This window comes from Mycobacterium sp. URHB0044 (genome assembly GCF_000620625.1).
GTDB lineage: Bacteria > Actinomycetota > Actinomycetes > Mycobacteriales > Mycobacteriaceae > Mycobacterium.
In genome coordinates this window covers 155,774-178,039 of sequence record NZ_JIAW01000005.1, presented here as the reverse complement: position 1 = coordinate 178,039, position 22,266 = coordinate 155,774, and the positions used below count along the sequence as shown (strand labels likewise).

The window sequence follows — 22,266 nt, the reverse complement described above, 5'->3', positions numbered from 1 at the left end:
TCATGCCTCCAGGGTGGTGAGCGGCGGGTTGTCGCGGTACGCCTCGACGTCGTCGGAGTGCACCGATGCGATTCGGGCGACGAACCGCGTGGGGGTGAACTGGACGCGGCGGCCGGTGCCGCCGTCGTCCCCTGCAACCGCGTGCTGCGTCCAGACGACCTCGGCCGTGCCCGTCAGGTGCAGGGCGGCGCCCGTGGTGAAGTCGACGAACAGCAGTGCGGCCGTTGGGTCTTCGGCGATGTTCCCGAGGCTGTTGAACATGTTGTTGCCGGGGTAGTCCGGCCACCACAGCCCGCCGTCGTCGACGCGCACGAATCCGGGTGTGCCACCGCGGTGCGAGGTATCCACGCCGCGGGTCGGATGCGAGGTGCCGAGGAAGAAGGTATCGGCCGACCGAATCTGGGCGATGTCGACCGGCGCGAGCGTCGTACCCGTCCTGGCGGCCGAGTCCGACGATGTGCCAGGCGCCGTCTGCCGTCGATGGATGTACTGCGGACAGTTGCCGTACGCCTGCTCGACGTCCACGGTCAACGTCCCGTCGCGCCGCGCCGCCAGGGTGCCGTTGATCCGCACCCGCCGCCGCGCGGCGAACTCCATCACGACCAACCCGACCTCTTGTCCCGCGGCAACGTCATACAACGGGTCGGACGGCGGAAAGTCGTAGTGGATCGCCAGCGTGGTCGGTCCGGCCGCATCGAGGAATCCCGGTGCGCCGATCAACGGCGACGTCCACAGCGTGCCCTCGTCGTCGCGGGCACTGAGCGCGGCGAACGTGCGACCCGCGAGGAACTGCGGTATTCCACCACCGAGTACTCCCGCGCCGACCATTCCGGCCAACCGTCCGGCAGCACCCGTGACGCCCGCCCTCCGTTGGACCGCCAGCTCACCGTCGTGGTAACCCGCAACCGACGTCATGACCGCTCCGCTCCGGTGATTCGATGGATACGATCTGCAACCATCGCACCGACCGGATCCATCCGCATCGGTCTCGGAGGGTTCCCCTACTCGGCCTCGGCGGGCGCAGGCGTCGGCTCGGCCTTCTTGTCGTCGCGCCGCGTCTTGTAGAGGCTGGCGGCTGTGGTGATGAGCAGCGTCACGACGATGACCCCCAGGCTGAGCAGGGTGGGAATCTCGGGCACGTGCACTGGCTCGCCGCCGTTGATGAACGGCACCTCGTTCTCGTGCAGCGCGTGCAGGACGAGCTTCACGCCGATGAACGCCAGGATGAAGGCGAGGCCCTGCGACAGGTAGACCAGCCGCTTGAGCATGTCGCCCAACAGGAAGTACAGCTGGCGCAACCCCATCAGCGCGAACACGTTCGCGGTGAACACCAGGTAGGGCTCTTGGGTCAGGCCGTAGATCGCGGGGATGGAATCCAGTGCGAAGAGCAGATCGGTGGTGCCCAGCGCGACGATGACGAGGAACATCGGCGTCATCAGCCGCTTGCCGTTCTCCCTGATCCACAGCTTGAGCCCGTCCCACTTGTCGGTGAGGCTCAAGTGGTTGCGCGCGAAGCGCACCACGAAGTTCTCGGCGTCGTCGTCGTGGTCGGTGTCGCGGACGAGTGTGACTGCGGTGTACACCAGGAACGCGCCGAAGACGTAGAACACCCAGGAGAACTGGTTGATCGCCACCGCGCCCAGCGCGATGAAGATGCCGCGGAAGATCAGCGCCAGGATGATGCCGACCAGTAGGGCCTGCTGCTGATACTTCTTCGGCACCTTGAAGCTGGCCATGATGATCAGGAAGATGAACAGGTTGTCGACCGACAAGCTGTATTCGGTGAGCCAGCCGGCGAAGAACTCCACCCCGAACTGGCTGCCGTGGAAGAACCAGACCCACACTCCGAACGCGACTGCGAGTCCGATGTAGACCGACAGCGCGCCGATGAGCTCGCGTTTCGAGGGCTCGTGCGGACGTCGGCCGATGACCACGACGTCGAACAGCAGCACGGCGATCGTCACACCAAGGGTGACGATCCACTCGAGTTGGGTTACCTGCATTTAGAGGGCCTCCGGGCGTCGAAAAACGGCCGAGGTCTCTGCCGCCGCAGGATGCGGCCCGCGGAACCGGCTGCCCATTGATGGACAACGTGATGACGACGCCGCGACGAAGGAATACTCCCCTCACCGACCAGTCTGTCAGACCGCGTCCGATGCGGCCAAACGGGCCGCGTCGGTCACCGGGTCGGGGCAGGGCGTGGCGAGGCGTAATGCGAGCCTGGTCATCATATTGTGAGCAACCTCGCAGCGCGCGTGCTCTCGAGGCTGCCGCCGGAACGCCGAACCAACCCGAGGTGACGATGAAACTGGACCTGTTGACCCCCGCCGTCGAGATCGGGCTGGTGACCACGAACCTGGACGCGATGGTCGCGTTCTACGAAGACTTCCTCGGACTGGAACCGCAAGGTGAGATCGAGTTCGCCGACGGTTCGCAACGGCGGTACACCCTCGGCGCAAGCGTCATCAAGCTCGTCACCTACACGACGCCTCCGCCCCAGCCGCCGACGCCAGGGGGAGGTCGGGCACAGGCAGGCCTACGCTACTTCACGATCGGAATTCAGAACCTGCGTGACGCTGCCGCCAAAATCGAGGCCGCCGGCTACGAAATCGTGGAGCCGCCAACCGAATTCGCTCCGGTTCCGGGAATGGGCTGGATGTTCATCGCCGATCCCGACGGTAACTCGATCGAGTTGTTCGGGACGTTGTGACCGTGCGGGGGTCGAGCGACGACGTGTGGGAGGTGATGTCGACCGCCCGCACGATTCGCCGGTTCAGCGACGAACCGGTCGATACCGCCGTGCTGGCGCGCTGCCTCGAGGCCGCGACCTGGGCGCCGTCGGGTGCGAATGCGCAGGCCTGGCGGTTCGTCGTGCTGCGGTCACCCGAGCAGCGCGCCGTGGTCGCCGAGGCTGCGGCCCAGGCGTTGACGGTGATCGAGGAGGCATACAGCCTCACCCGGCCCGCCGCCGACGACCAGTCCCGCCGCGCCCGCGACAACCGCGCCACCTACGAGCTGCACGACCGGGCGGGTGAATTCACCTCGATCCTGTTCGCTCAGCAGCGCCTGCGGCTGGCGTCCGACCAGCTGCTGGGTGGCTCGATCTTCCCGGCGATGCAGAACTTCCTGCTGGCCGCACGTGCCCAGGGCCTGGGCGCCTGCCTGACCAGTTGGGCTTCGTACGGCGGTGAGGCGTTGCTGCGCAAGGCCGTTGGCGTGCCGGACGACTGGATGCTCGCCGGCCACGTCGTGGTGGGTTGGCCGAAGGGCAGGCACGGGCCGGTGCGCCGCCGCCCATGGCAAGGCGCCGTCAACGCCGACCATTGGGACCAGCCTGCGCCCGACATGACGGGCCAGGCGCCAACGGCCTAAGCCGGCACCACCACGGTCACGTCGTTGCCGCGGCGCTCGACACGCAGGCCGGCGCGGCGCGCGATTGCCGCCACCCCGGCGGCGTCGGTCGGCTCGGATCGCGAACCCGCCAGCACCCGTGCCAGCTTGCCCTTGTGCGCCTTGTTGAAGTGACTGACCACCGTGCGGTGCCCGTCGGCGTGCTCGGCGAGGACGTCGACCGTCACGGCGCCGGGGACGCGTCCCAGCGCTGCGTACGATCCGGAGCGCAGGTCGACGAGGAGCTCGTCGCGCGCCAGCGCGGCGAGCTCGGGTTCGAGCAACGGTCGCCACCGCGCGGCCAGGGTCGGTCGGCCGGGAATCTTCGAGGTCGCCGACAGCCGGTAGGCGGGGATCGGGTCGTCGGCGCGCAGCAGTCCGAACAACGCCGAACCGACCGCCAGACGCGCATGGGCCCGCGAAGCCGCTGCGCCACGCAGCGATTCGATGTCGAGGGCGTCGTAGAGCACCCCCGTGTAGCGATGGATCGCGGGCAGCGTCGGGGCGCTGCGGAGCGCGGCGTTGCGGTCGATCTCGGCATCCTGTGACGCGGAGATGCCAAGCGCCTTCCGGCAGGCGGCGCGGTCGCCGGACAGTGCGATCAACTCGTCGACGAGGTCCGCGCGCAACGATCCGAGCTCGGGGGAGCCGAGCGCGTCGATGCGCAGTGGCGGTCCGTCACCTCCGGCACGCTTGGTCTCCGACGGCGGCAGCAGCACGATCACGGGCGTTGACGTTAACGGAGGTGCGGTCAGCCGTACGCGAGCAGTAAGGGGACGCGCTGCTCGGCGGTGGTGAGCGACCCGTGGTGCCCGACGAGGGACGACTCGATCGGCTCCACCGTCCGGCGCACGATGACCGACCTCCCGCGTGCGGCCGCGACCACGTCGCCGATGCGGGAGCGCATGCCGTCGGCGACCCGCGCGCCGAACCAGCCCGCGGCGATCGCCTCGTCCCGTGGCACCACCCAGGCGCGGTCGGCCAGCGTCGCGCGCCACGCGGCGAGGACGTCGTCGGCCGCGCCGTCCTCCACATAGACGTGGCGTGCGCGGGGCTCGCCACCGACCGCCGCGACGCCCTCGAGGAGCTCGGGGTGAGTGTCGACGTCCACTGCGTCGCCCGCACTGACCGCGACCATGCCGTGGTCGGCCACCACCGCGAGCAGACCGCCGGGCGGCAATCCCTCGACCACCGACTCGACGAGCCGGTCGACCTGCCGCAACTGCATGCGCCACGCCTCCGAACCGGGGCCGTAGAGGTGGCCCACCATGTCGAGGTCGGCGTGGTAGCCGTAGCAGAACCCGCCGGCGGCGACGGCCGTCCGAACCGAGGCGGCCAGGTCGCCGATCGCATGCACACCGATGTAGCGGCCGCCCCGCAGCACGGCCCGCGTCAGCCCCGAGCCGGTGAACTTGGCGTCACTGACGACGCTCACCGCCATTCCCGCCGCCGCCGCCCGCTCGAACGTGGTGGGGATGGGTTGCACCCGCTCGGGCTCCTGCGTGTCGCGAAGGTCGGCGCCCCACGGATGCGGACGCCAGCTCAGCGCGTTGACGACGCCGGCGCCGGGCAGCCGGAAGGTGTATCCGACCATGCCGTGCTCACCTGAGCGGTGGCCCGTGCCGACGGCGGCGAGTCCGGCCGCGGTGGTGGACGGGAAACCGACGCTCAGCGTCTGCCCGCGCAACCCCGCCAGCACGGGCGCATCCTCGGCGTGGGCGTCGAGGAGTTCGGCGCCAAGCCCGTCGATCAACAGGACGCACGCACCGGCGACGTTGTCCGGCAGGCTGATTCGGCTCTCGAACCCGGTGGCGCCCAGCGCGGTGAGCACTGCAGGCACCACGTCGCTCAGGTGCGGGAGGGTCGGATCGGGTGCCGGGAGGTTCACGGCTCGAGCCTGCGGTGCACCGACACGGCGTAGTCGCCTCCGGTGAACGGTTCGCGGTTCCAGGTGGCCCACCGGGCCACGGGTTCCAAGCCGACGCGCTGCGTCAACTCGTCATACCGCTTCAGCGACAAGCGATCCGGCCGAATCGAGAAGCCGGATACCAGCAGCCCGCCCGGCACGAGGCGTTCGCCGATGGCGGTCACGACGGCCGCCTCGGTGCCGGGTTGCAGGAAGATCATCACGTTGCCCGCCAGGAGCGCCAGGTCGAAGCCGGCGCCGACGGACTCCGGCAGGTCCGCGAGGTCCGCGTCGATCCAGGGCAGTTCGGGGCTCTTGGCGCGGGCGGTCGTCAGCATCCCAGGGTCGGCGTCGACGCCGACGACGGAGAAGCCGCGTGCCGACAATTCGATTGCCACCCGGCCGGTGCCGCAGCCCGCGTCGAGGACGCGTGTGCCGCCCGATTCCCCGAGGATGGCCTCGACGAGGTCGGCCTCCCCGTGCACGCTCTGCCCGCTGGCCGCCAGCGACCGCCACCGGGCGTCGTAGTCGTCGCCCCTCGGCGCCTCGGTGTTCTGCCAGCGGGTGCTCATCGCACCGATTCTTCCACTGCGTCGGCGTGCCACCACGACGGCAGCGCTCCGATGCGGACGCCGTCAGCCGGCGACGATGGAATCGCCTTGCACGGCAACGGCTTTCGCTTCCAGCGGTTTCGTGGCGGGGCCCTTGACCACGGCGCCCTCAAGGTCGAACCTGCTGCCGTGGCAGGGGCAGACGATGTTGCCGTTCTCCACCGACGATACGTTGCACCCAGCGTGCGGGCACACCGAGGAGAAGCCCTTGAACACGCCGGCGGTCGGTTGCGTCACCACGATGTCGTCGACGATCACTCCCGATCCGACCGGAACGTCGGCGGTCTTCGTCAGGGCTGCGGGGGCGGGGGCGGGGGCGCCCGGTGACGCAGGTGATTCGGCAGGCGCCGAACTGGATGGCGCCGCCTCGGGCTTCTTGCCGTAGGTGCTGCACGCGGCGAGCGCGGTGGCGGCCAGGCCCAGCCCCGCACCCGCGATCACGGTTCGGCGGGGCTGGCTGATCTCGTCGAGGTGCATGGCTGACTCTCTTCGCTCGGGCTGGGGGGCTGTAAGGGGGTTGGTTTAACGGGCTTAGTGGGATTGTGGACTGCGCATCACGCGCGTGACGCCCGTTTCAGAAATGGACGCCGCTGGTCTCGAAGAACCACAGCGCCGACGTCAGCCAGATGAAGACGAGCCCGAAGAAGACCAGGCCACCGGCGATCGGAATCACCCATGGCGCGAGACCCTTCCTGGTGAGCAGCAGCATCTTGGTGACGAACGCACCGTAGAAGAAGCAGCCGAACAACGAATGGAAGAGCACCCGGGTGTCGGTGGATTGAAAACCCAGCGCGTACAGGCAGTGCACCGCGACGGGAACGCTGGCGAGAACCGCCAGTCGGCCCGACCAGACGTGCGCGGTGCTGATCCACGACGGCACGCTGCCGCGGGAGAGTAGCCCGTACATCGCGAAGGCCGACCCGAACTGGAACAGCGCCAACACCACGGCCAGCGTCGCCAGCCAGGCCTTCACCGCCAGGCCGCTCGAAAACCCCGCCACGTTGATCGAAAAGAACTGGGGGTCATGCACTTTGCCGAACGCGCCGAGACCGACGGCGACCGCGGCGCCGATCAGCACGGCGACCAGCGCCGCGACACCGCCGGTGGTGTTGGTGCGCGTGTCAGATGACATCGTCACCCTCCACCCGGATCGCGGTGACCTTGCGGCCATCGACAACCGTCGTGCCGTCGATCGACAGTGCGGGGGCGGGCTCCGTCGCACCGTCGGCCCGCCGCCGCACGCCGGTGACGCCTCCACTGCCGTCGACGATCCAGCTGTCGCGCACTCCCGCGTCCTCGTACACGTACAGCCCAGCCGGCGGCTCGGCCGGCGCCGCGGTGAAGTCCCACTTCTTGTCGCCGATCCACAGCGTGCCGACCACCGTCGCGCCCTGGAGTCGGCCCTCGAGTCGGCTCGACGCGTTCTTGCTGGCGAGCGACAGTGCGCCATCGGTGGCGCTGCCCCTCAGCCAGACCTCGACGGTGTTGCCGTCACAGGCGTAGGCGACGGCCTTCGGACCGTTGACCGCGATCTCCAGCGTGATCGCCCCTGCGGCCGTCGGCACTTTGCCGACGTAGTCGGCCTTCGCCGGGAACGCCATCGGAGGCGTTGTACTCGGCGACGGCGGTGCGGGCGCGGCGATCGAGGTCGGCGCCGTAGTTGATTGCGCAGTCGTCGTCGCCTGCACGTCGTCGGTCTCCTGGGAGACGTTCATCCACCACAGTCCGCCGCCAAGGGCTGCGACCGCAGCGAGGGTCACCAGCGGACCACGAAAACCGTTCTTCTTCATGACTGCAGCATGGTCGCGCCGACGTGCCATTACATGAAGAATCCATGGAGGTTGCGTGGAGATTCGTCGTCGCACGTCATCGCACGTCGAGCCGGCTGTGGGCGGTCCGGCCGCCAACGACACGGGTTTCCGAACGCGCCGGCTCGCCAGACGCGCTGTTAGTCTGCATAGGCTGCCGGATGCCCGACCCGCTGAGAGCGGACCGCCCGGACGGCCACGCAGCGGCGCGAACGAAACAGTAAGAGTTCATACGAAGAGAGTGTTGTGCGCAGCGGAGAGATCAAGGCCCTGACCGGTCTGCGCATCGTCGCGGCACTGTGGGTCGTGCTGTTTCACTTCCGCCCGCTGATCTGGCAGGCCGCCCCCGACTTCGCCTCGGCGCTCGCGCCGATCCTCGACTGCGGAGCGCAGGGCGTCGACCTGTTCTTCATCCTCAGCGGCTTCGTGCTGACCTGGAACTACATGGACAAGATGGGCCGATCCTGGTCGACGCGGGCGACGCTGCGCTTCCTCTGGCTACGGCTCGCGCGAGTGTGGCCGGTGTACCTGGTCACACTGCACCTCGCCGCGCTCTGGATCATCTTCACCCTCAACGTCGGGCACGTGCCGTCCGAGAACGTCGGAACGCTCAACGCGACCAGCTACCTGCGGCAACTGCTGCTGGTACAGCTGTGGTACCAGCCGTTCTTCGACGGGTCGAGCTGGGATGGGCCCGCCTGGTCGATCAGCGCCGAGTGGCTGGCCTACTTGATGTTCGGGCTGTTGATTCTGGTGGTCTTCCGGGTCGCGCGGGCAACGCGGGCCCGCAGCCTGCTGTGGCTGGCGTTCGCCGCGTCGCTGCCACCGCTGCTGTTGCTGTTGGCGTCGGGCCAGCTCTACACGCCGTGGAGTTGGCTGCCTCGCATCATCATGCAGTTCATCGCGGGCGCACTGGCCTGTGCCGCCGTCCGCAAGCTGCATCCGAGCGATAGGACCCGCGCGGCCGCCGGATACCTCTCGATACTGCTCATCGGCGTCATGGTGGGCGCTCTCTATCTATTCTCCGCGCATCCACTGCCGACGGTGCGCGACTCCAGCGGACTCGTCGACGTGTTGTTCGTGCCGCTGGTGATCTCGATGGCGATCGGCGCGGGGACGCTGCCGCGTCTGCTCTCCACCCGGGTAGCGGTGTATCTGGGGCAGATCTCGTTCGGTCTCTACATGGTGCACGAGCTCGTGCACACCACGTGGAACTGGACGGCGCAGCAGTTCGAGCTGACGCTGGAGGGCACCGTCGGCAAGCTCACCGTCCTCGGACTGATCGCGATCGCGTTCTTGGGCGCAGCCGTGCTGTACCACGTCGTCGAGGAGCCTGCCCGCCGATGGATGCGCCGGATGGTCGACGTCAGGGAAGTCCCCGCTCGATCCGAGACGGAGCCGCAGCAAGAGCCCGGCAAACTGCAATCGGTCGACGATGCACCCGAGCCGGAATCACCCGCGATTTCGGCCCGCGCGGGTTGATTCTCCGGCCTGGCGCGTGAATGGTGTTGGGGCGCACGACGTGTGCGCTGAATCACCGGCGCGTCGGCGCCCGAGTTGGAACCGGCATAATAGGCTGACGTGGCCGGTCGGCAATGGAGGTAGCAGTGGGTCGTCTGGCCATGTTCGTCGTCTCGTGCGCCCTGCTGATCGGTCTGGTCAGCGCGCCTGCGGCACCCGTCGAGCTGCACTTGGCGAGCCGGGACAAGCCGCTTAGTCGCGTCGCGGTGATCGGGGATTCGTACACCACCGGCGGTGACGAGGGCGGCCGGGGACCGAACGGATGGACCGCGCGCTCCTGGCAGGTGCTGGCGGGGCAGGGGTTTCTGATCAACCCCGACGTCGCCGCCGAGGGCGGCGCCGGCTACGGCATTCGCGGCAATCACGGCAGCGTCTTCGGCGATCTGGCCCCCCGGGTGGTCCGCCCCGACGACTCGCTGGTGGTGTTCTTCGGGTCCCGCAACGATCAGGACGTAGATCCGCAGGCGTTCGCCGGGGCGGCGCATGACTGCTTCGCCTTCGCCCGTCGCACCGCGCCGTCGGCCAGACTGCTCGTGATCGGGCCGCCATGGCCGACGGCCGACGTGCCAGGGTCAGTCCTGCAGATTCGCGACGCGCTGTACGGCCAGGCCCGGGCGGCCGGGGCCACGTGGATCGACCCGATCGCCGAGCGGTGGTTCGTCGGAAGACCGGATCTGATCGGGGGGGACGGCGTGCATCCCAACGACGCGGGCCACGCGTACATGGCGGACAAGATCGCTCCGCTCATTGCCGCGCAGTTGCCCCGCAGGGTCTGACACCCCTGCCTGCTCAGTCCTGGACGGCCTTGGCGACGGCCACGCACGTGGTGAGCCAGTCGCGGTCGGGCTCGGCGCTGTCCTGCAACTCCCACATGGCGTTGTGCACCATCCGGACCACCACCCAGGCTTTCGCACGGTCATCGGCCAGGCCTGCCGCGTCCACCAACGCGTAGAACCGGCGCCGCACACCGCCGCGGGTGTCGCCGGCGAGCTCGTCCCAGCGATTCCACAGCATCGGGGCGATCTCGTAATGCGGATCGCCGTTGAGCGGTTTGGGGTCGATCGCCAGCCACGGTTCACGATCGGCGCCAAGGACGTTCTCGTAGTGCAGGTCGCCGTGGATCAGCGTGCCGATGCTCGCGGTGTCGGTGCCCAGATCGCGGCCCAGAGCGATCGCCTGCTCCACGAGCCGGCGCGGCAGTGGCGCACTCCGCGGAAGGGTGGTGAGGTCGTTGGTCCACTGCTCGACGAGCTGCGGGAGCGTGCGGAGCTGAGGTAGTGCGGGTACGTGGATGCGTCGGTAGAGCGTGGCGACCACTTCGCAGGCCTCGACGTCCCAGAGGTCGTTGAGGTTTTCGGGGTGCAGCCGCTCGAGAAGCAGGGCTCGACGGTGCGGCTCGGCCCGCAGCAGCCGGACGGCACCGTTGCCGTTCCACCGCCGAAGGGCCAGGTGCTCGTGTTCGGACTCCTCGTCGGGGAACGAAACCTTGAGCACGGCCGCCGCACCGTTCGGGGCGCGGGCGGGCACGACGATCGAGCAGTATCCGTGGGTGGGAGCGCCGACGGCACTCAGCTCCCATTCGTCGATCTGACTCTGCACGAGTTTGGGCAGGTTCTCGATCCAGGTCGCCCACTCCGGCCCACGTGCGGCCATCTTTCGCACGGCGGTGGGCAGCTCGATCATCGGATCCATCGTTGCATCCGACTTTCTCCTCGCGGGAATGCCTGCTCCGGGCGGTAGGTTGCGTCACACATGACTGCGCCCTTCGATCCGCGTGTCCTGCTGGCCCAATCCCGAATCGGCGTCCTCGCCACCATCAAGGCCAACGGGCTTCCGCAGCTGTCGCCCGTGACGCCGTTCTACGACCAGCAATCCGACGTGGTGTACGTGTCGATGACCGACGGTCGCGCCAAAACCGCGAACCTGCGGCGCGATCCCCGTGCGGCGCTCGAGGTGACGAGTGCCGACGGTTGGGCGTGGGCCACGGCGGAGGGGGCGGTCAGCCTCGTCGGCCCGGGCACCGACCCGCACGGCCCCGAAGTCGACGCGCTCGTCGACTACTACCGCGCGGCCGCGGGGGAACATCCGGACTGGGACGAGTACCGGTCGGTGATGGTGTCGGACCGCAGGGTGCTGATGACGCTGACGGTGCAGCGCGTGTACGGCGAGAAGATCCGCTGAGCGACGGGTTCCCAGCGAATCGGCTGCCGCGACGTCGGTGGCGTTAGCATTGATGCGTGACCGAGCGCAAGATTCTCGGGGATCTGGACTTCGAAAGCGAGTTGGACAACCCCGACGACCAGGACGGGTGGTACGGCAGTGCGCTGGTCGCAGAGCCCTTTCCATCGCCTGACGCCGGTGACCTGACAACCGAAGAACCCCAGGTTCAACCGTGGCACGACCCCGAGGTCGACACCGACCGGTGGCCCGTCATCATGGAGGCCGTAGAGCCGACGTCGACCGTGGAGCTCGCCGTGCAGGCGCACGAAGACGTGCGAGACGTCGGGCGCGACGGTCCCGAGGACACCCAATGGACCGGCCTCCTGGCGCCGCGCAACGGCCGAATCGGGATGCCGCCCAGCGAGTCCTGGCAAACCAAGTTGTCCAGCAGCGGCGCCTGGGACTTCAAGATCTCCTCAGCCGGGCCGCGGTACCGCTCCAAGCGAGTGCTGGCCGGAGTGGGCGCAGCGGTGGTTGCCGCTCTGGCCGTGACGGTCGTGCTCGTCATCTTGCGCAGTCCCGCCGCCGACGTCGATGAGTCGACGACGGTGTCGCCGACCAACCGCACGAGTGCCGCTCCTGTGCCGTCCAGCGTGGCGCCGGAGTTGACGACGGCCATCGCTCCACCGCCACCGTTGCCACCCCCGCCGCCACCGCCTCCGCCAGCGGAAGTCGCGCCGCCGGCCACCCGCGGGTACACGCCGCCACGTCAGTCCGCGCCATCGCAGTCCGACATGCCCGAGATCGGCGTGACGCGTACGCCGGTCACTCGCAAACCGATGAGTGCGACCCCGCCGCCGCCGCGGGCGCCAGACCGGAATTCCTCGACTCCGGGAGACGCCCCCGGCGGCGGATGGGGACCCTGGTAACTCGACTGCCCTTGGGCGTCCCGGGACCGAAATTAAGGGTTTCATAAGCGTCTGGCAGGGAACTCTGGCGGGCATGAAGCGCCGGCAGTTGCTCGGTGACCGCTACGAGTTACGCGGCCTGCTCGGTCGTGGCGGCATGGCCGAAGTGCGTGACGGATGGGATCACCGGTTGTGTCGGCCGGTGGCGATCAAGACTCTGCGTTCGTCGCCGCCAACCCAAGCCGAAGTCCGCCAGCGCTTCGAGGACGAGGCCCGCTCCACCGCCGCCTTGAGCCACCCCCACATCGTCGCCGTCCACGATTGCGGCGAGCGCGGCGAAGCGCCCTACATCGTCATGGAGCGGTTGACGGGCGACACCCTGCGCGACGCGATCGCATGCGGACCACTGGAGCAGGCGCGGGTCCGCACCGTGTTGGATCACGTGCTGTCGGCATTGGCCGCGGCTCATGCGGCGGGAATCGTGCACCGAGACATCAAGCCCGCCAACATCTTGTTCACCGAGTCGGGCGATGAGATCAAGGTCGCCGACTTCGGCATCGCGACGTCGCCAGGCATGAGCCACACGACCGGTGAGCTGGTCGGCACCATCGCCTACCTCAGCCCGGAACGCCTGAACGGCGCACCGGCGTCCGTGGCCGATGACCTGTACGCGGTGGGCGTCGTCGGTTATGAGGCGCTTGCCGGGCAGCGCCCCTTCGAACCGGACGACGAGGTCGGTCCGCTGGTCCACTCGATACTGCACGACGACCCGCCGCCACTGCGCACGTTGCGCCCCGATGTCGATCCGCACCTGGCAGCGGTGGTCGAGCGGGCTCTTTCGCGCGATCCACGTCTGCGGTTCGAATCCGCCGAGGACATGCGGGCGGCGCTGCACGGCTACCGCGCGCCCACGTCCATGGTCGGGCACCTGGCTCGTGCCGTCGTCCCGAGAGCAGCGAGATCCGAGTCCGGTCCCAGGACCGCGCCTCTGGAGCCACCCGTCGGCGTCGACGAAATCGCCCCTCTCGCAGGATGAACGGCGTCAGCGAACGGTCGTCTTGAATCGCTTGCGGTAGGCGCCAGGGGTGAGGCCGAGTTCGCGCTGAAACAGCCGGCGCAATGATTCACTCGAACCGACTCCGGTCCGTTCGGCGACGTTTTCGAGGGACGCCTGCCCACTGGTGAGCATCGCGCACGCGGCTTCCAGCCGGGTGCGGTCGACGAAGTGTTGTGGGGTGTGGCCGGTTTCGGCGAGGAAGATGCGCGACAGGTGTCGTGGGCTGACCCCGGCGGCCGCGGCAAGCGAGGCGAGCGTGTGGTTGCGGCGCGGGTCCGCGGTCACCGCGTTCATCGCAGTGCGGACGACGGAGTTGTTGGTGGGCAAGGCTTCCAGCCGAACGCTGAACTGGGATTGGTCACCGGGGCGGGCCATGAACACGACGAGATCCCTGGCGACGTCACGCGCCAGTGCCGGTCCGTGGTCCTGTTCGATGAGCGACAGCGTGAGGTCGATTCCCGCGGTGACGCCTGCGGACGTCGTGAAGGTGCCGTCGGTGACGAATATCGCGGCGGCGTCGACCTCGACTTCGGGGAAGCGCGCGGCGAGTTGACGCGCCAACTTCCAGTGCGTGGCGGCGCGCCGACCATCCAGTAACCCCGTCGCCGCCAGTGGGAACGCCCCCGCGCAGATGGACACGGTGCGCCGGCTGCGTTCCGCCAGTGCCCGCACGGCGTCGACCAGATCGGTGTTGGTGATGCTGGCCTGCCAATCGGGGGCTCCGGGAACGAGCAGGGTGTCGATGCGGTCCGTCAGCAGATGGGCAGCGGTGTCGACGCCGAGGCGCGTACCGGAACTCGCGACGACGTCACTGCCCGTGATCGAGACGTGGACTATGCGGTAATGCGCGCCAAGCGCATTGGCTGAAGTGAACGCGTCGACCGGGCCGGTGACGTCGAGCATCTGGATACCGTCGTAGAGCACGACGACGACGACGTGGTGGGTTTCAGGGGCGGTTTCTGGGGTCATCAGGCCTGCGCCCTTCGGCCACGCGTGTCCACATCCGTGTCCTTCATGACCTTGTGCATACTGCCGCAGTTGCCTCCTGAGACCGATAGTCGAGTAAGCCGGGCGGAATCGCTCGACATCGTGCATCTCAGAAAGGGGATCGAGACATGTCTGAAGTCATTGCGGGGGTTCGCATCCCGGATAGTGCGTTGGCCCGGGACGCCACCGCGTTGATCCGTGACACCACCAATGAGTTGATCTTCCATCATTCGCGGCGGGTGTTCCTGTTCGGCAGTTTGCAGTCGCGGCGGTTGCGCATCAGCCCGGACGCCGAAATGCTCTACGTAGCGGCACTCTTCCACGATACGGGCCTGGTGTCGCCATATCGGGGGACCGAGCAGCGGTTCGAGATGGACAGCGCGGATGCCGCGCGCGACTTCCTCGTGTCGCGTGGATTCTCGGCAGCCGAGGCCGCCGTGGTGTGGACCGCGATCGCCCTGCACACCACGCCGGAGGTGCCGTACGAGATGGACCCGGTGATCGCGGCGACCACCGCGGGCGTCGAGACCGACGTACTGGGCATCCGACTCGACGCGATCGACGCCGCAGACATCGACGCCGTCACCGCCGAACACCCGCGGCCCAACTTCAAGAACGAGATCCTGCAAGCGTTCACCGACGGGTTCGCCCAACGGCCCGACACCACGTTCGGCACGGTCAACGCCGACGTCCTCGAACACTTCCTGCCGGGGTTCCGCCGGATGGACTTCGTCGAGGTGATCAAGAATTCGGCCTGGCCCGAGTGACGGCGATGCGGCGCACAGTAACGTCGTCCATTGGTGAAGACACTGATCGACTTCGACGACGCGCCGCTGTTCGCCATACCCGTGACCGATCGGGTGCTCGGCGCCGACGTGCGCGAGGGCATGCTGATCGAGGGTCCGCAGGGCTGGGGTGAGTTCAGCCCAGCCGTGGACTGCGACGATCGCGAGGCCGCGCGGTGGCTGACGGCGGCCATCGAGACCGGCACCGTTGGCTGGCCCGACCCGGTGCGGGGGAGGGTTCCGATCGCCGTCACGGTGCCTGCGGTCGATCCTGCCAGGGCGCACGAAATCGCCGCGACCTCCGGATGCCATACCGCCGACGTTGCCGTTGCCGGCCAGCCCGGCGCCATCGCCGCAGACATCGCTCGGTTGGAGGCGGTGCGCGACGCGCTCGGCGGGAGCGGCGCGATTCGCTGTGTCGCCGACGGGAGTTGGGACGTCGACACCGCCGTATCGGCGATCACGGCGTTGGAGAAGGCGGCCGGCGGACTGCAGTTCGTCGAGCAGCCGTGCCGCACCGTCGAGGAGCTGGCATCCGTCCGGCGAAGAGTCGACGTTCCGATCGCCACGAACGTACCCATCCAGCCGGGCGGTGCGCCGAGGGCCTCGCTGGTTGGCGCCGCCGACGTCGCGGTGCTGCGGTGTGGGCCGCTGGGTGGAGTTCGTCGCGCGCTGGTGGTCGCCGAGGCATGCGGGCTGCCGTGCGTCGTCGCTTCCGCGCTGGAGACGACCATCGGGTTGTCGGCGGGCCTCGCGCTCGCCGGTGCGCTACCGGAACTGCGCTTCGCGTGCAGCCTCGGCACGAGGTCGTTGTTGGCAGGCGATCTGGTTGCCGGGACGCGCTCGTTGATTCCGGTCGACGGCCAGCTGCCCGTCGCGCCGATGCCGCCTGCCCCGGATGCCGGCTTCCTCCGGCAGTACGCGATCACCGACCACCACAGGGTCGCCTGGTGGCGAGAGCGGCTACGAACGGTCCGCGCTGTCCTGTGACCGCGTGAGCTCTCTCGCATCTGCCGCGGAGCGCGGCGGGGCCTCTCGTGACCGAAGCATGCCGAAGGCCAGCGCGCTCAGGCCCAACCAGCCAAGCACTGCAAGGGGGATGGCCCAGGCGCGACGAATCGCCAGCGCCGTATTGCATTGGCCCACATAATCATTGCCTGCTGAGACAGCATTGCCCGTTGCGACGGCAGCCGGTGGCGGTTCGCCACTCGCGGGATCGAAACCCTGATCGGCGATCGCTGCCTGGCCGAGGTCGGCGCCGTAACCGTCACCACACTCGATCCGCCAGCCCCACCGATCGTAGGCATCGATGTAAACCGGGAAGTGCAGCGCCAGCAGGCCGCCGACCAGCAGCACGACTGCGACCGCGGCGGTTAGGAGGTTTCGGTTGGACACGACTGCTCCTCACGTCATGCAGACATTGGAGAACAACAGCACCGGCCACGACGCGATGGAGCCCAGAAACGACACCACCAGGTCGGCACCGGTCATGGTCGCCAAGTGCTCGGTGTGTGTTGCCGACCAGATCACGCCGACGATCAGGTACGGGGTGCCGAGCAGCAGGCCGATGCCGATCAGCTCCGCGATGGTGAGTTGGTAACTCAACGCCTGGCGCAACTTCGGGATCATGGCATGCCTTCCGTCGGGGAGGTCTACGCCCCGCAATCGGCGTCACGCATCTCGTTGTCTCGTCGACATTCCCCGCGCATGTCGACGAGCTCAAGGCTGGCAATGGGCACCCAGCCACCTGCCGATGTTAATCACGATTCCGTCGCTTGGTGTCCAATTTGGGAGAAACGCGTGGACTGTCCACATGCGTGGATCGGCGATACGTGCCATAGAGGCACGGATTCTCGCGGTGATCGGGCTTCCCACTTTCAGCGCAGTTAGCGCGTGGACGACGTGGAAGTGTTCAGCGATTCCGGTCAGTCGTCTTTACGTCCGGGTCTAGCGGTCGGCGTCGGCGTGCCCAGCAACGTGATTTCCATGAGGCGCCGAACGGTCGATCGGGCACGTGGACTGCTATCGGGGTGGACCAGTCTGCCCACGTCGACCGCGAGAGCGAAGGCGGCGTGTACGGCGTAACGCCCCTGCCCGAGACTCATCCCGGGTCGGGCCGCCACGGCGAGCCGGGCCCATGATTCGACGGTGGAACGCTGGAGGCTGGAGAGCGCCAACGCATCTGCCCGCGGTAGGTTGTGCCGCTCGGTGTAGTACACGTAGGCCAGTTCGGGTTCGGCGAAGGAGCGGCCGACATATGCGTCGATGAGCTTGGTGAGCGCCAGCCGCGGATCGTTCGTGGTGGCGACGACCTGCGAGAGGTCGGCGGACAACCGGTCGGCTGCACGCCGATAGGAGGCAGCCAGGATGGCGGCCTTCCCTGGGAAGTAGCGGTAGATGCTCGAGACTGGGATGCCGACGGCAGCTGCGATGTGCTCCATACCCGTCTCGCGGTACCCGCGCTCGTTGAACAGGCGCATGGATTCGTGCAGCAGCACCTCGTAGTTGCCCGCCACGGTAGCGAGATTCGGCGCAGGGGCTGGTTCGCGGTTCAGGCCGCGTCCGGAAGGCAGGTCGGCGGCCAGGATTCCGGCGGCCATGTCGGCGAGCGCGGCTCGGATCTCGGTCACGGCGAGTGGGTCGCGGTGATCGGTGATGCTTCCGATGACACTCAGCGTCGCGGCCGACAAGGTCCACCGCTGGCGCGACGTGAGCTTCGGCCGCAGCGCCAGCAACGGCCGCTGCACCCGCCGATTCACGACGACGATCTGATTCGCCAGCGCCGCTTGGTCATCGCCGAGCAGGTATCGGCCTTCCCAGCGAAACAGGCCGCCCGCCGTTCGGTTGGCGATGGTGGTGTCGATCAGCGCCTTGATCAGCTCGTCGAGTGTTTCGGCATCTGCCGGACGTCCGTCGGCGAACGCCGTCGCGTCGACGAGCTGCTGACCGAGCGCCAGAACGGCGTCGCGGAACAGGTCGTACTTGCTGTGGGAGTGCCGGTACAGCGCGGCGGCGGAGATTCCCACGCGGGAGGCGATGTCCTCCATGCTCACGGCGTGATAGCCCTGGTCGCCGAACGCGTCGACCGACGCCTTGGCGATCTGCGCCTTGCGGTCCTTCGGCCGCCGTCGCACGCCGAGGTCGGCATCCCGGCGCGTGGTGGACATGGGGATCACGGTAGCTCTGGTCATCCGAATCAGTGACAACTTGGCTAATCGGACCGCTGCGCCATAGTGATCATCGCTTCCACTGGCCGCGGAATCGCGATTCACTTAATCGCCATCGCGTCGAGCGCTGTCGTGAGACGCTGCACGCACGCGGCTGGTCCGCAAGCGTCAGCCGGTGTCCAAGATGGGGGATTCGGACATGTCCGAGGTAGGTGGTGCCCGGATCAGCATCGGCAGGCGCACCGCCCGCTGGACCGACCGTCCGGTCGACGTGACCGATGCGATGGACTTCTGGGCCTTCGCCGCCGGTGCTGCGAACGTGATCATGCAGCTGTCCTGGCCGGAGGTGGGGCGCGGCGTCGTCGAGAGCACGGTCGACTCGGGCAACCTGCTCAAGCACCCGTGGAAACGCGCGCGCACGACGTTCCAGTACCTCGCCGTCGCCGTCTTCGGCTCCGCACAGGACCGCGCCGCAATGCGGGCGGCGGTAGACGGCGCCCACCGCCATGCCCGGTCGACCCCGGCAAGTCCCTTGCCGTACAACGCCTTTGACCGCGACCTGCAGATGTGGGTCGCGGCGTGCCTGTATGTCGGCCTGGAGGACTCGTATCAGCTGCTGCGCGGCGAGATGACCACCGAACAGGCCGAGGGCTTCTACCGGTCCGCGTGGCCGCTGGGGACCACGCTGCAGGTCACCGACGACCAGTGGCCGCCGACCCGCGCCGCGTTCGACGCGTACTGGGACGCGGCCTGCCGTCGCATCGCCATCGACGACGACGTTCGCGCCTACCTGCTTGATCTGCTGGACTTGACGATGATCAATCCGCTCTTGCGTGTGCCGTTCCGGCCGCTGCTGAAGTTCCTCACCGCCGGGTTCCTGGCTCCGGTGTTCCGCGACGCGCTGGGCCTGCGTTGGAGCGATGCGAGGCAGCGCAACTTCGAGACGCTGTTCCTGCTCGTCGCCTTCGCGAATCGGTTCCTGCCCGGGTTCATCCGCCAGGGCGGCAGCCACCTTCTGCTTGCCGACGTGCGCCGCCGCGTCCGCCATCACGAGTCGCTGATCTGAGGAGACCATGGATCTGTTGCGCCGAGTACTGAACTACCGGGTGAGCGTCGAAGCGCTCGCCGAAGCCGCGATGTGGCTCGCGTTGCCCTACGTCGTCATCGGTCTGGTGTGGGCGTTCCTGCACGCCGAGCAGTTGCACGAGTTGGAGACGCGGTGGGAGACCGTGCTTCCCGCCGGCTCGGATGTGGTGGCACTGGTCCAGGCGACGGCGCTGTGGCCGGCAATGCTGTTGCTCACCGACGCCTGTCCTGCCTGACGCGAGACACGGATCGACTCGGGTGTTGATCGCGCCGCGACGCGGGTACACGAAGCCGTGCCTCAGATCATGGAATTAACGGTTCTCGACCCCCGCACCGGTGACACCGTCGCACGCGTGCCCATCGCCGATGCCTCGACGTGTGACGACGCCGTCGCACGGGCGCGTGCGGCCAGCACCACCTGGGCCGCCGCCGCTGCCGCGGAGCGGGCCGCCGCGTTGACCGCTGCCGCAGCCGACGTCCGGGCCGCCGCCGACGAGCTTGCCGAACTCAACGAACGGGAGACCGGCAAGCCGCGCGCGGACGCACTTGGCGGCATCGAGGCCGGTGTCGACACCCTGGTGCAGTACGCCGAACTCGGGCCACTGCACCGCGGTCGCAGCCTCAATGGCGCTTGGGCCGCAACCGATCTCATGGTGCCCGAGCCGCGCGGCGTCGTCGCCGTCTTGACCCCGTGGAACGACCCCGTCGCCGTGGCGGCCGGACTGCTCGGTGCTGCGCTCGTCACCGGCAACACCGTCGTGCACAAACCGAGTGAACGCTGTCCGCGCACCGGTCGACGGTTCGCCGAACTGGTGGCCCGCCACCTCCCCGTGGGGGTGCTCGAGATCGTCGACGGGGACGGCACGGTGGGCGCCCGGCTTGCCGCCGCCGACGCCGTCGACGTGGTGGCGCACGTGGGCAGCAGCGCCACGGGTCGCGACATCGCCAGGGCCTGCGCCGAACGTGGCGCCAAGGCACTGCTGGAGAACGGGGGCAACGACGCCCTCATCGTCGACGCCGGAGTGCAGCCGCGGTGGGCGGCCGAGCAGGCCGCCATGGGAGCCTTCGCCAACGCAGGCCAGATCTGCGTCTCGGTGGAACGGATCTACGTCGTCGAAGCGGTGGCGGGCACGTTCGTCGACGAGTTGGTCGACGAGGCCAGGGCGTGGGCCTCCCGGATCGGTCCGATGGTCGACGAGCGGCAGCGAGCGCAGGTGCACCGGCACGTCACCGACGCCGTCGATCGGGGAGCGCGGGTATTGGTCGGCGGTGAGCCGCGGCCCGGTCCCGGTTCGTACTATCCGCCGACCGTGCTGCTGGACTGCACGCCCGACATGCTCGTCTTCCGCGAGGAGACGTTCGGGCCGGTCGCCCCGGTGCGCGTCGTCCCGGACTTCGAGACGGCACTCGCCGAGGCCGCCGACGACCGTTACGGACTGGCCGCGACGGTACTGACGGGGGACATGGCCAACGCGCAGACGGCGTGGCGAAGCCTTCCCGTGGGCACCGTGAAGATCAATGCCGTTTTCGGCGGCGCGCCGGGCGGGGCCTCGGAACCACGCCGCGCCAGCGGTAGCGGTTACGGGTTCGGCCCCGAATTGATGGACGAGATGACTGCCATGAAGGTGGTGCACTGGGAACCGCCGGGCGGCTGACCGCGGGTGGTTACGCCCCGTTCGCCTTGCCGGGACGCAGCAGGAACTCGACGAGGACGTCCGTCATCTGTGGGATTGCCTCGCGCGCAATGACTTCGAAGCCGTGGGTGCTCAGGGTCGGGAGGCACAGCAGGCCCGCCCGCGGTGACAGCCCGGCGGCCTTCGCCTGTGACGCGTCCGATTCGAACGCGCCGAGGACGGCGGCCTGAGGGGAGAAGTCAAACTCGGCGGCGATGTCCATCAGGCGATCGGCAACGTCCTTGTCGTACACGCACATCGCATCGCTGTAGGCGACGATGGGGCCTCCGCTCACGGTGGTGGTGTACTCCGCCTCGGTCGGACCCACCTCCAACGCGAGCACGAGGTCGCCCGGCAGGGTGCGGCTGGCATACGAGCCGCCCACCCCGCCGATCTCCTCGTTGGTGGTGAAGACGAAGTACACGTCCTGCACTGGGAGCTGGTCACGTTCGCGCATGGCGCGTGCCGCCTGCAGCAGCGCGGTCACCGCCGCGCGGTCGTCGAGGAAGTAGCACCCCAGGTAGTCGCCGACCTCCACCAGCGTCCGCTTGCTGCGCTCCACGCACACCCGAGTGCCTGGTCGGACCCCCGCGGCCGTCACCTCGTCGGCGGTTCGGCCGGTGAAGACGTAGACGTGGGTCCAGTCCAGTGCCTTGTCGCCCTGGTCCGGTTTCGTCTCCCAGATCCGCTGACTCTCCTGCGTGGTGTGCTCCGAGCCCAGCGACAGCACACCGGTGAGCGTTCGTTCGTCCCCGAGCACGGTGACCGGTCCGAGGCCGAAGTTGCCGGGGTACATCGTGCCCAACTGGGAGACGTGCAGCGTGCCATCGGATTCGACGCGCTTCACGATCATCGACAGTTCGTCCATGTGCGCCATCACCCGGATCGCCGCAGCCCCGTCGCCGCTGCCCCGGATCAGGCCCACCAGATTCCCGGCCGGGTCTTGCCAGGTCTCGTCGACGAAGGGTTCCAATTCGCGGCGACAGACGTCGCGTACCGCGTCCTCCTGACCACACGGGCCATACGTCCACAGCAGTTCCTGCAGCAGCTCGCGGCGCAGCCCACGGTCGCCCTCCGTCACGGCGTCATCTCCTCACCACCTGCAGTGACGCCGCAACGCGCCCTGACGGCCTTCTCCGGTTTGGTCGAGCACCTGGGTTGCCTTTCGCGCTGCAGGGAAAACATCGCGCTTGGCTGGTCGGCCCGC

General features: G+C 68.4%; 26 protein-coding genes. 12 read left to right on the top strand and 14 right to left on the bottom strand.

The features are described 5' to 3' along the window. Together N536_RS0112470 and N536_RS38280 are read right to left on the bottom strand one after the other, a co-directional pair. A complete protein-coding gene (locus N536_RS0112470; protein ID WP_029113901.1) occupies nt 1-915 on the bottom strand; it encodes a pyridoxamine 5'-phosphate oxidase family protein in 915 nt (304 codons plus the stop codon). 86 nt (nt 916-1,001) lie between these two features. Then, nucleotides 1,002-2,003, bottom strand: a complete 1,002-nt coding sequence (locus N536_RS38280) for a TerC family protein (protein ID WP_036436130.1) — start codon at nt 2,001-2,003, stop codon at nt 1,002-1,004. Between the two features lie 293 nt (nt 2,004-2,296). Between N536_RS38280 and N536_RS0112460 the strand changes: the two genes are divergently transcribed. After that, on the top strand, nt 2,297-2,710 hold the full coding sequence (locus tag N536_RS0112460) for a VOC family protein (RefSeq protein ID WP_029113900.1): 414 nt from the start codon (nt 2,297-2,299) through the stop codon (nt 2,708-2,710). Between the two features lie 2 nt (nt 2,711-2,712). After that, nucleotides 2,713-3,372 carry a nitroreductase family protein gene (locus N536_RS0112455; RefSeq protein ID WP_029113899.1) on the top strand — a complete coding sequence of 220 codons (660 nt, stop codon included), beginning with the start codon at nt 2,713-2,715 and terminating at the stop codon, nt 3,370-3,372. On the opposite strand, the gene yaaA is transcribed toward N536_RS0112455, so the two are convergent. The 6 genes from yaaA to N536_RS0112425 form a co-directional block, all read right to left on the bottom strand. Continuing rightward, a complete protein-coding gene (gene yaaA, locus N536_RS0112450; protein WP_029113898.1) occupies nt 3,369-4,115 on the bottom strand; it encodes a peroxide stress protein YaaA in 747 nt (248 codons plus the stop codon). The two genes, N536_RS0112455 and yaaA, sit on opposite strands and share 4 nt — an antisense overlap. Nucleotides 4,116-4,141: 26 nt before the next feature. Then, entirely contained in the window at nt 4,142-5,278 is a 1,137-nt protein-coding gene (locus tag N536_RS0112445) for an alkaline phosphatase family protein (protein ID WP_029113897.1), read from the bottom strand. Beyond that, nucleotides 5,275-5,868 (bottom strand): class I SAM-dependent methyltransferase, encoded by a 594-nt coding sequence (locus tag N536_RS0112440; RefSeq protein ID WP_029113896.1) that lies wholly within the window; start codon nt 5,866-5,868, stop codon nt 5,275-5,277. Before N536_RS0112440 ends, N536_RS0112445 begins: the two co-directional genes overlap by 4 nt. A gap of 63 nt (nt 5,869-5,931) precedes the next feature. Beyond that, nucleotides 5,932-6,384 carry a Rieske (2Fe-2S) protein gene (locus tag N536_RS0112435; protein ID WP_029113895.1) on the bottom strand — a complete coding sequence of 151 codons (453 nt, stop codon included), beginning with the start codon at nt 6,382-6,384 and terminating at the stop codon, nt 5,932-5,934. Nucleotides 6,385-6,481: 97 nt separating this feature from the next. Next, complete coding sequence (locus N536_RS0112430; RefSeq protein ID WP_029113894.1) at nt 6,482-7,039, bottom strand: DUF6529 family protein; 558 nt, start codon at nt 7,037-7,039, stop codon at nt 6,482-6,484. After that, the gene (locus tag N536_RS0112425) at nt 7,029-7,697 is read right to left on the bottom strand and encodes a hypothetical protein (protein ID WP_029113893.1); all 669 of its coding nucleotides are present in this window, start codon (nt 7,695-7,697) and stop codon (nt 7,029-7,031) included. The genes N536_RS0112430 and N536_RS0112425 overlap by 11 nt, the downstream gene beginning before the upstream one ends. Nucleotides 7,698-7,961: 264 nt before the next feature. Here N536_RS0112425 and N536_RS0112420 point away from each other — a divergent pair, with 264 nt between their 5' ends. Both N536_RS0112420 and N536_RS0112415 read left to right on the top strand, forming a co-directional pair. Next, nucleotides 7,962-9,197 (top strand): acyltransferase, encoded by a 1,236-nt coding sequence (locus N536_RS0112420; RefSeq protein WP_029113892.1) that lies wholly within the window; start codon nt 7,962-7,964, stop codon nt 9,195-9,197. Between the two features lie 125 nt (nt 9,198-9,322). After that, on the top strand, nt 9,323-10,012 hold the full coding sequence (locus tag N536_RS0112415) for a GDSL lipase (protein WP_029113891.1): 690 nt from the start codon (nt 9,323-9,325) through the stop codon (nt 10,010-10,012). Between the two features lie 13 nt (nt 10,013-10,025). Here the strand turns inward: N536_RS0112415 and N536_RS0112410 are convergent, their stop codons facing one another. Beyond that, nucleotides 10,026-10,919, bottom strand: a complete 894-nt coding sequence (locus N536_RS0112410) for an aminoglycoside phosphotransferase family protein (protein ID WP_029113890.1) — start codon at nt 10,917-10,919, stop codon at nt 10,026-10,028. Between the two features lie 69 nt (nt 10,920-10,988). On the opposite strand from N536_RS0112410, the gene N536_RS0112405 reads away from it, so the two are divergent. From N536_RS0112405 to N536_RS38270, 3 genes are all read left to right on the top strand, one after another. Next, nucleotides 10,989-11,417, top strand: a complete 429-nt coding sequence (locus N536_RS0112405) for a PPOX class F420-dependent oxidoreductase (RefSeq protein WP_029113889.1) — start codon at nt 10,989-10,991, stop codon at nt 11,415-11,417. 56 nt (nt 11,418-11,473) lie between these two features. Continuing rightward, on the top strand, nt 11,474-12,325 hold the full coding sequence (locus N536_RS42580) for a hypothetical protein (protein WP_051574451.1): 852 nt from the start codon (nt 11,474-11,476) through the stop codon (nt 12,323-12,325). Between the two features lie 73 nt (nt 12,326-12,398). Then, nucleotides 12,399-13,340, top strand: a complete 942-nt coding sequence (locus tag N536_RS38270) for a serine/threonine-protein kinase (protein WP_051574450.1) — start codon at nt 12,399-12,401, stop codon at nt 13,338-13,340. A gap of 6 nt (nt 13,341-13,346) precedes the next feature. On the opposite strand, the gene N536_RS0112390 is transcribed toward N536_RS38270, so the two are convergent. After that, entirely contained in the window at nt 13,347-14,330 is a 984-nt protein-coding gene (locus N536_RS0112390; protein WP_036436126.1) for a GlxA family transcriptional regulator, read from the bottom strand. 146 nt (nt 14,331-14,476) lie between these two features. Between N536_RS0112390 and N536_RS0112385 the strand changes: the two genes are divergently transcribed. Both N536_RS0112385 and N536_RS0112380 read left to right on the top strand, forming a co-directional pair. Beyond that, nucleotides 14,477-15,115, top strand: coding sequence for an HD domain-containing protein (locus N536_RS0112385; RefSeq protein ID WP_029113887.1), 639 nt, complete (start codon nt 14,477-14,479; stop codon nt 15,113-15,115). A 33-nt stretch (nt 15,116-15,148) separates the two neighbouring features. Continuing rightward, nucleotides 15,149-16,123 carry an o-succinylbenzoate synthase gene (locus tag N536_RS0112380; RefSeq protein ID WP_029113886.1) on the top strand — a complete coding sequence of 325 codons (975 nt, stop codon included), beginning with the start codon at nt 15,149-15,151 and terminating at the stop codon, nt 16,121-16,123. On the opposite strand, the gene N536_RS38265 is transcribed toward N536_RS0112380, so the two are convergent. From N536_RS38265 to N536_RS0112365, 3 genes are all read right to left on the bottom strand, one after another. After that, the gene (locus N536_RS38265) at nt 16,097-16,528 is read right to left on the bottom strand and encodes a hypothetical protein (protein WP_064751542.1); all 432 of its coding nucleotides are present in this window, start codon (nt 16,526-16,528) and stop codon (nt 16,097-16,099) included. The genes N536_RS0112380 and N536_RS38265 overlap by 27 nt on opposite strands. 9 nt (nt 16,529-16,537) lie before the next feature. Continuing rightward, nucleotides 16,538-16,762 (bottom strand): hypothetical protein, encoded by a 225-nt coding sequence (locus tag N536_RS0112370; protein WP_029113885.1) that lies wholly within the window; start codon nt 16,760-16,762, stop codon nt 16,538-16,540. A 296-nt stretch (nt 16,763-17,058) separates the two neighbouring features. After that, nucleotides 17,059-18,267: a TetR/AcrR family transcriptional regulator gene (locus N536_RS0112365; RefSeq protein WP_029113884.1), complete on the bottom strand. Its 1,209-nt coding sequence runs from the start codon at nt 18,265-18,267 to the stop codon at nt 17,059-17,061. 232 nt (nt 18,268-18,499) lie between these two features. Between N536_RS0112365 and N536_RS0112360 the strand changes: the two genes are divergently transcribed. The 3 genes from N536_RS0112360 to N536_RS0112350 all read left to right on the top strand — a co-directional run bounded on the left by N536_RS0112360 (nt 18,500) and on the right by N536_RS0112350 (nt 21,041). Beyond that, nucleotides 18,500-19,366, top strand: coding sequence for an oxygenase MpaB family protein (locus N536_RS0112360; RefSeq protein ID WP_029113883.1), 867 nt, complete (start codon nt 18,500-18,502; stop codon nt 19,364-19,366). 7 nt (nt 19,367-19,373) lie between these two features. Continuing rightward, nucleotides 19,374-19,622, top strand: a complete 249-nt coding sequence (locus N536_RS0112355) for a hypothetical protein (protein WP_029113882.1) — start codon at nt 19,374-19,376, stop codon at nt 19,620-19,622. Nucleotides 19,623-19,691: 69 nt separating this feature from the next. Continuing rightward, nucleotides 19,692-21,041 carry an aldehyde dehydrogenase gene (locus N536_RS0112350; protein ID WP_036436280.1) on the top strand — a complete coding sequence of 450 codons (1,350 nt, stop codon included), beginning with the start codon at nt 19,692-19,694 and terminating at the stop codon, nt 21,039-21,041. A gap of 10 nt (nt 21,042-21,051) precedes the next feature. Here N536_RS0112350 and N536_RS0112345 read toward each other — a convergent pair whose 3' ends face one another. Continuing rightward, nucleotides 21,052-22,140 carry a M42 family metallopeptidase gene (locus tag N536_RS0112345; protein WP_029113880.1) on the bottom strand — a complete coding sequence of 363 codons (1,089 nt, stop codon included), beginning with the start codon at nt 22,138-22,140 and terminating at the stop codon, nt 21,052-21,054. Nucleotides 22,141-22,266 lie beyond the last annotated feature (126 nt).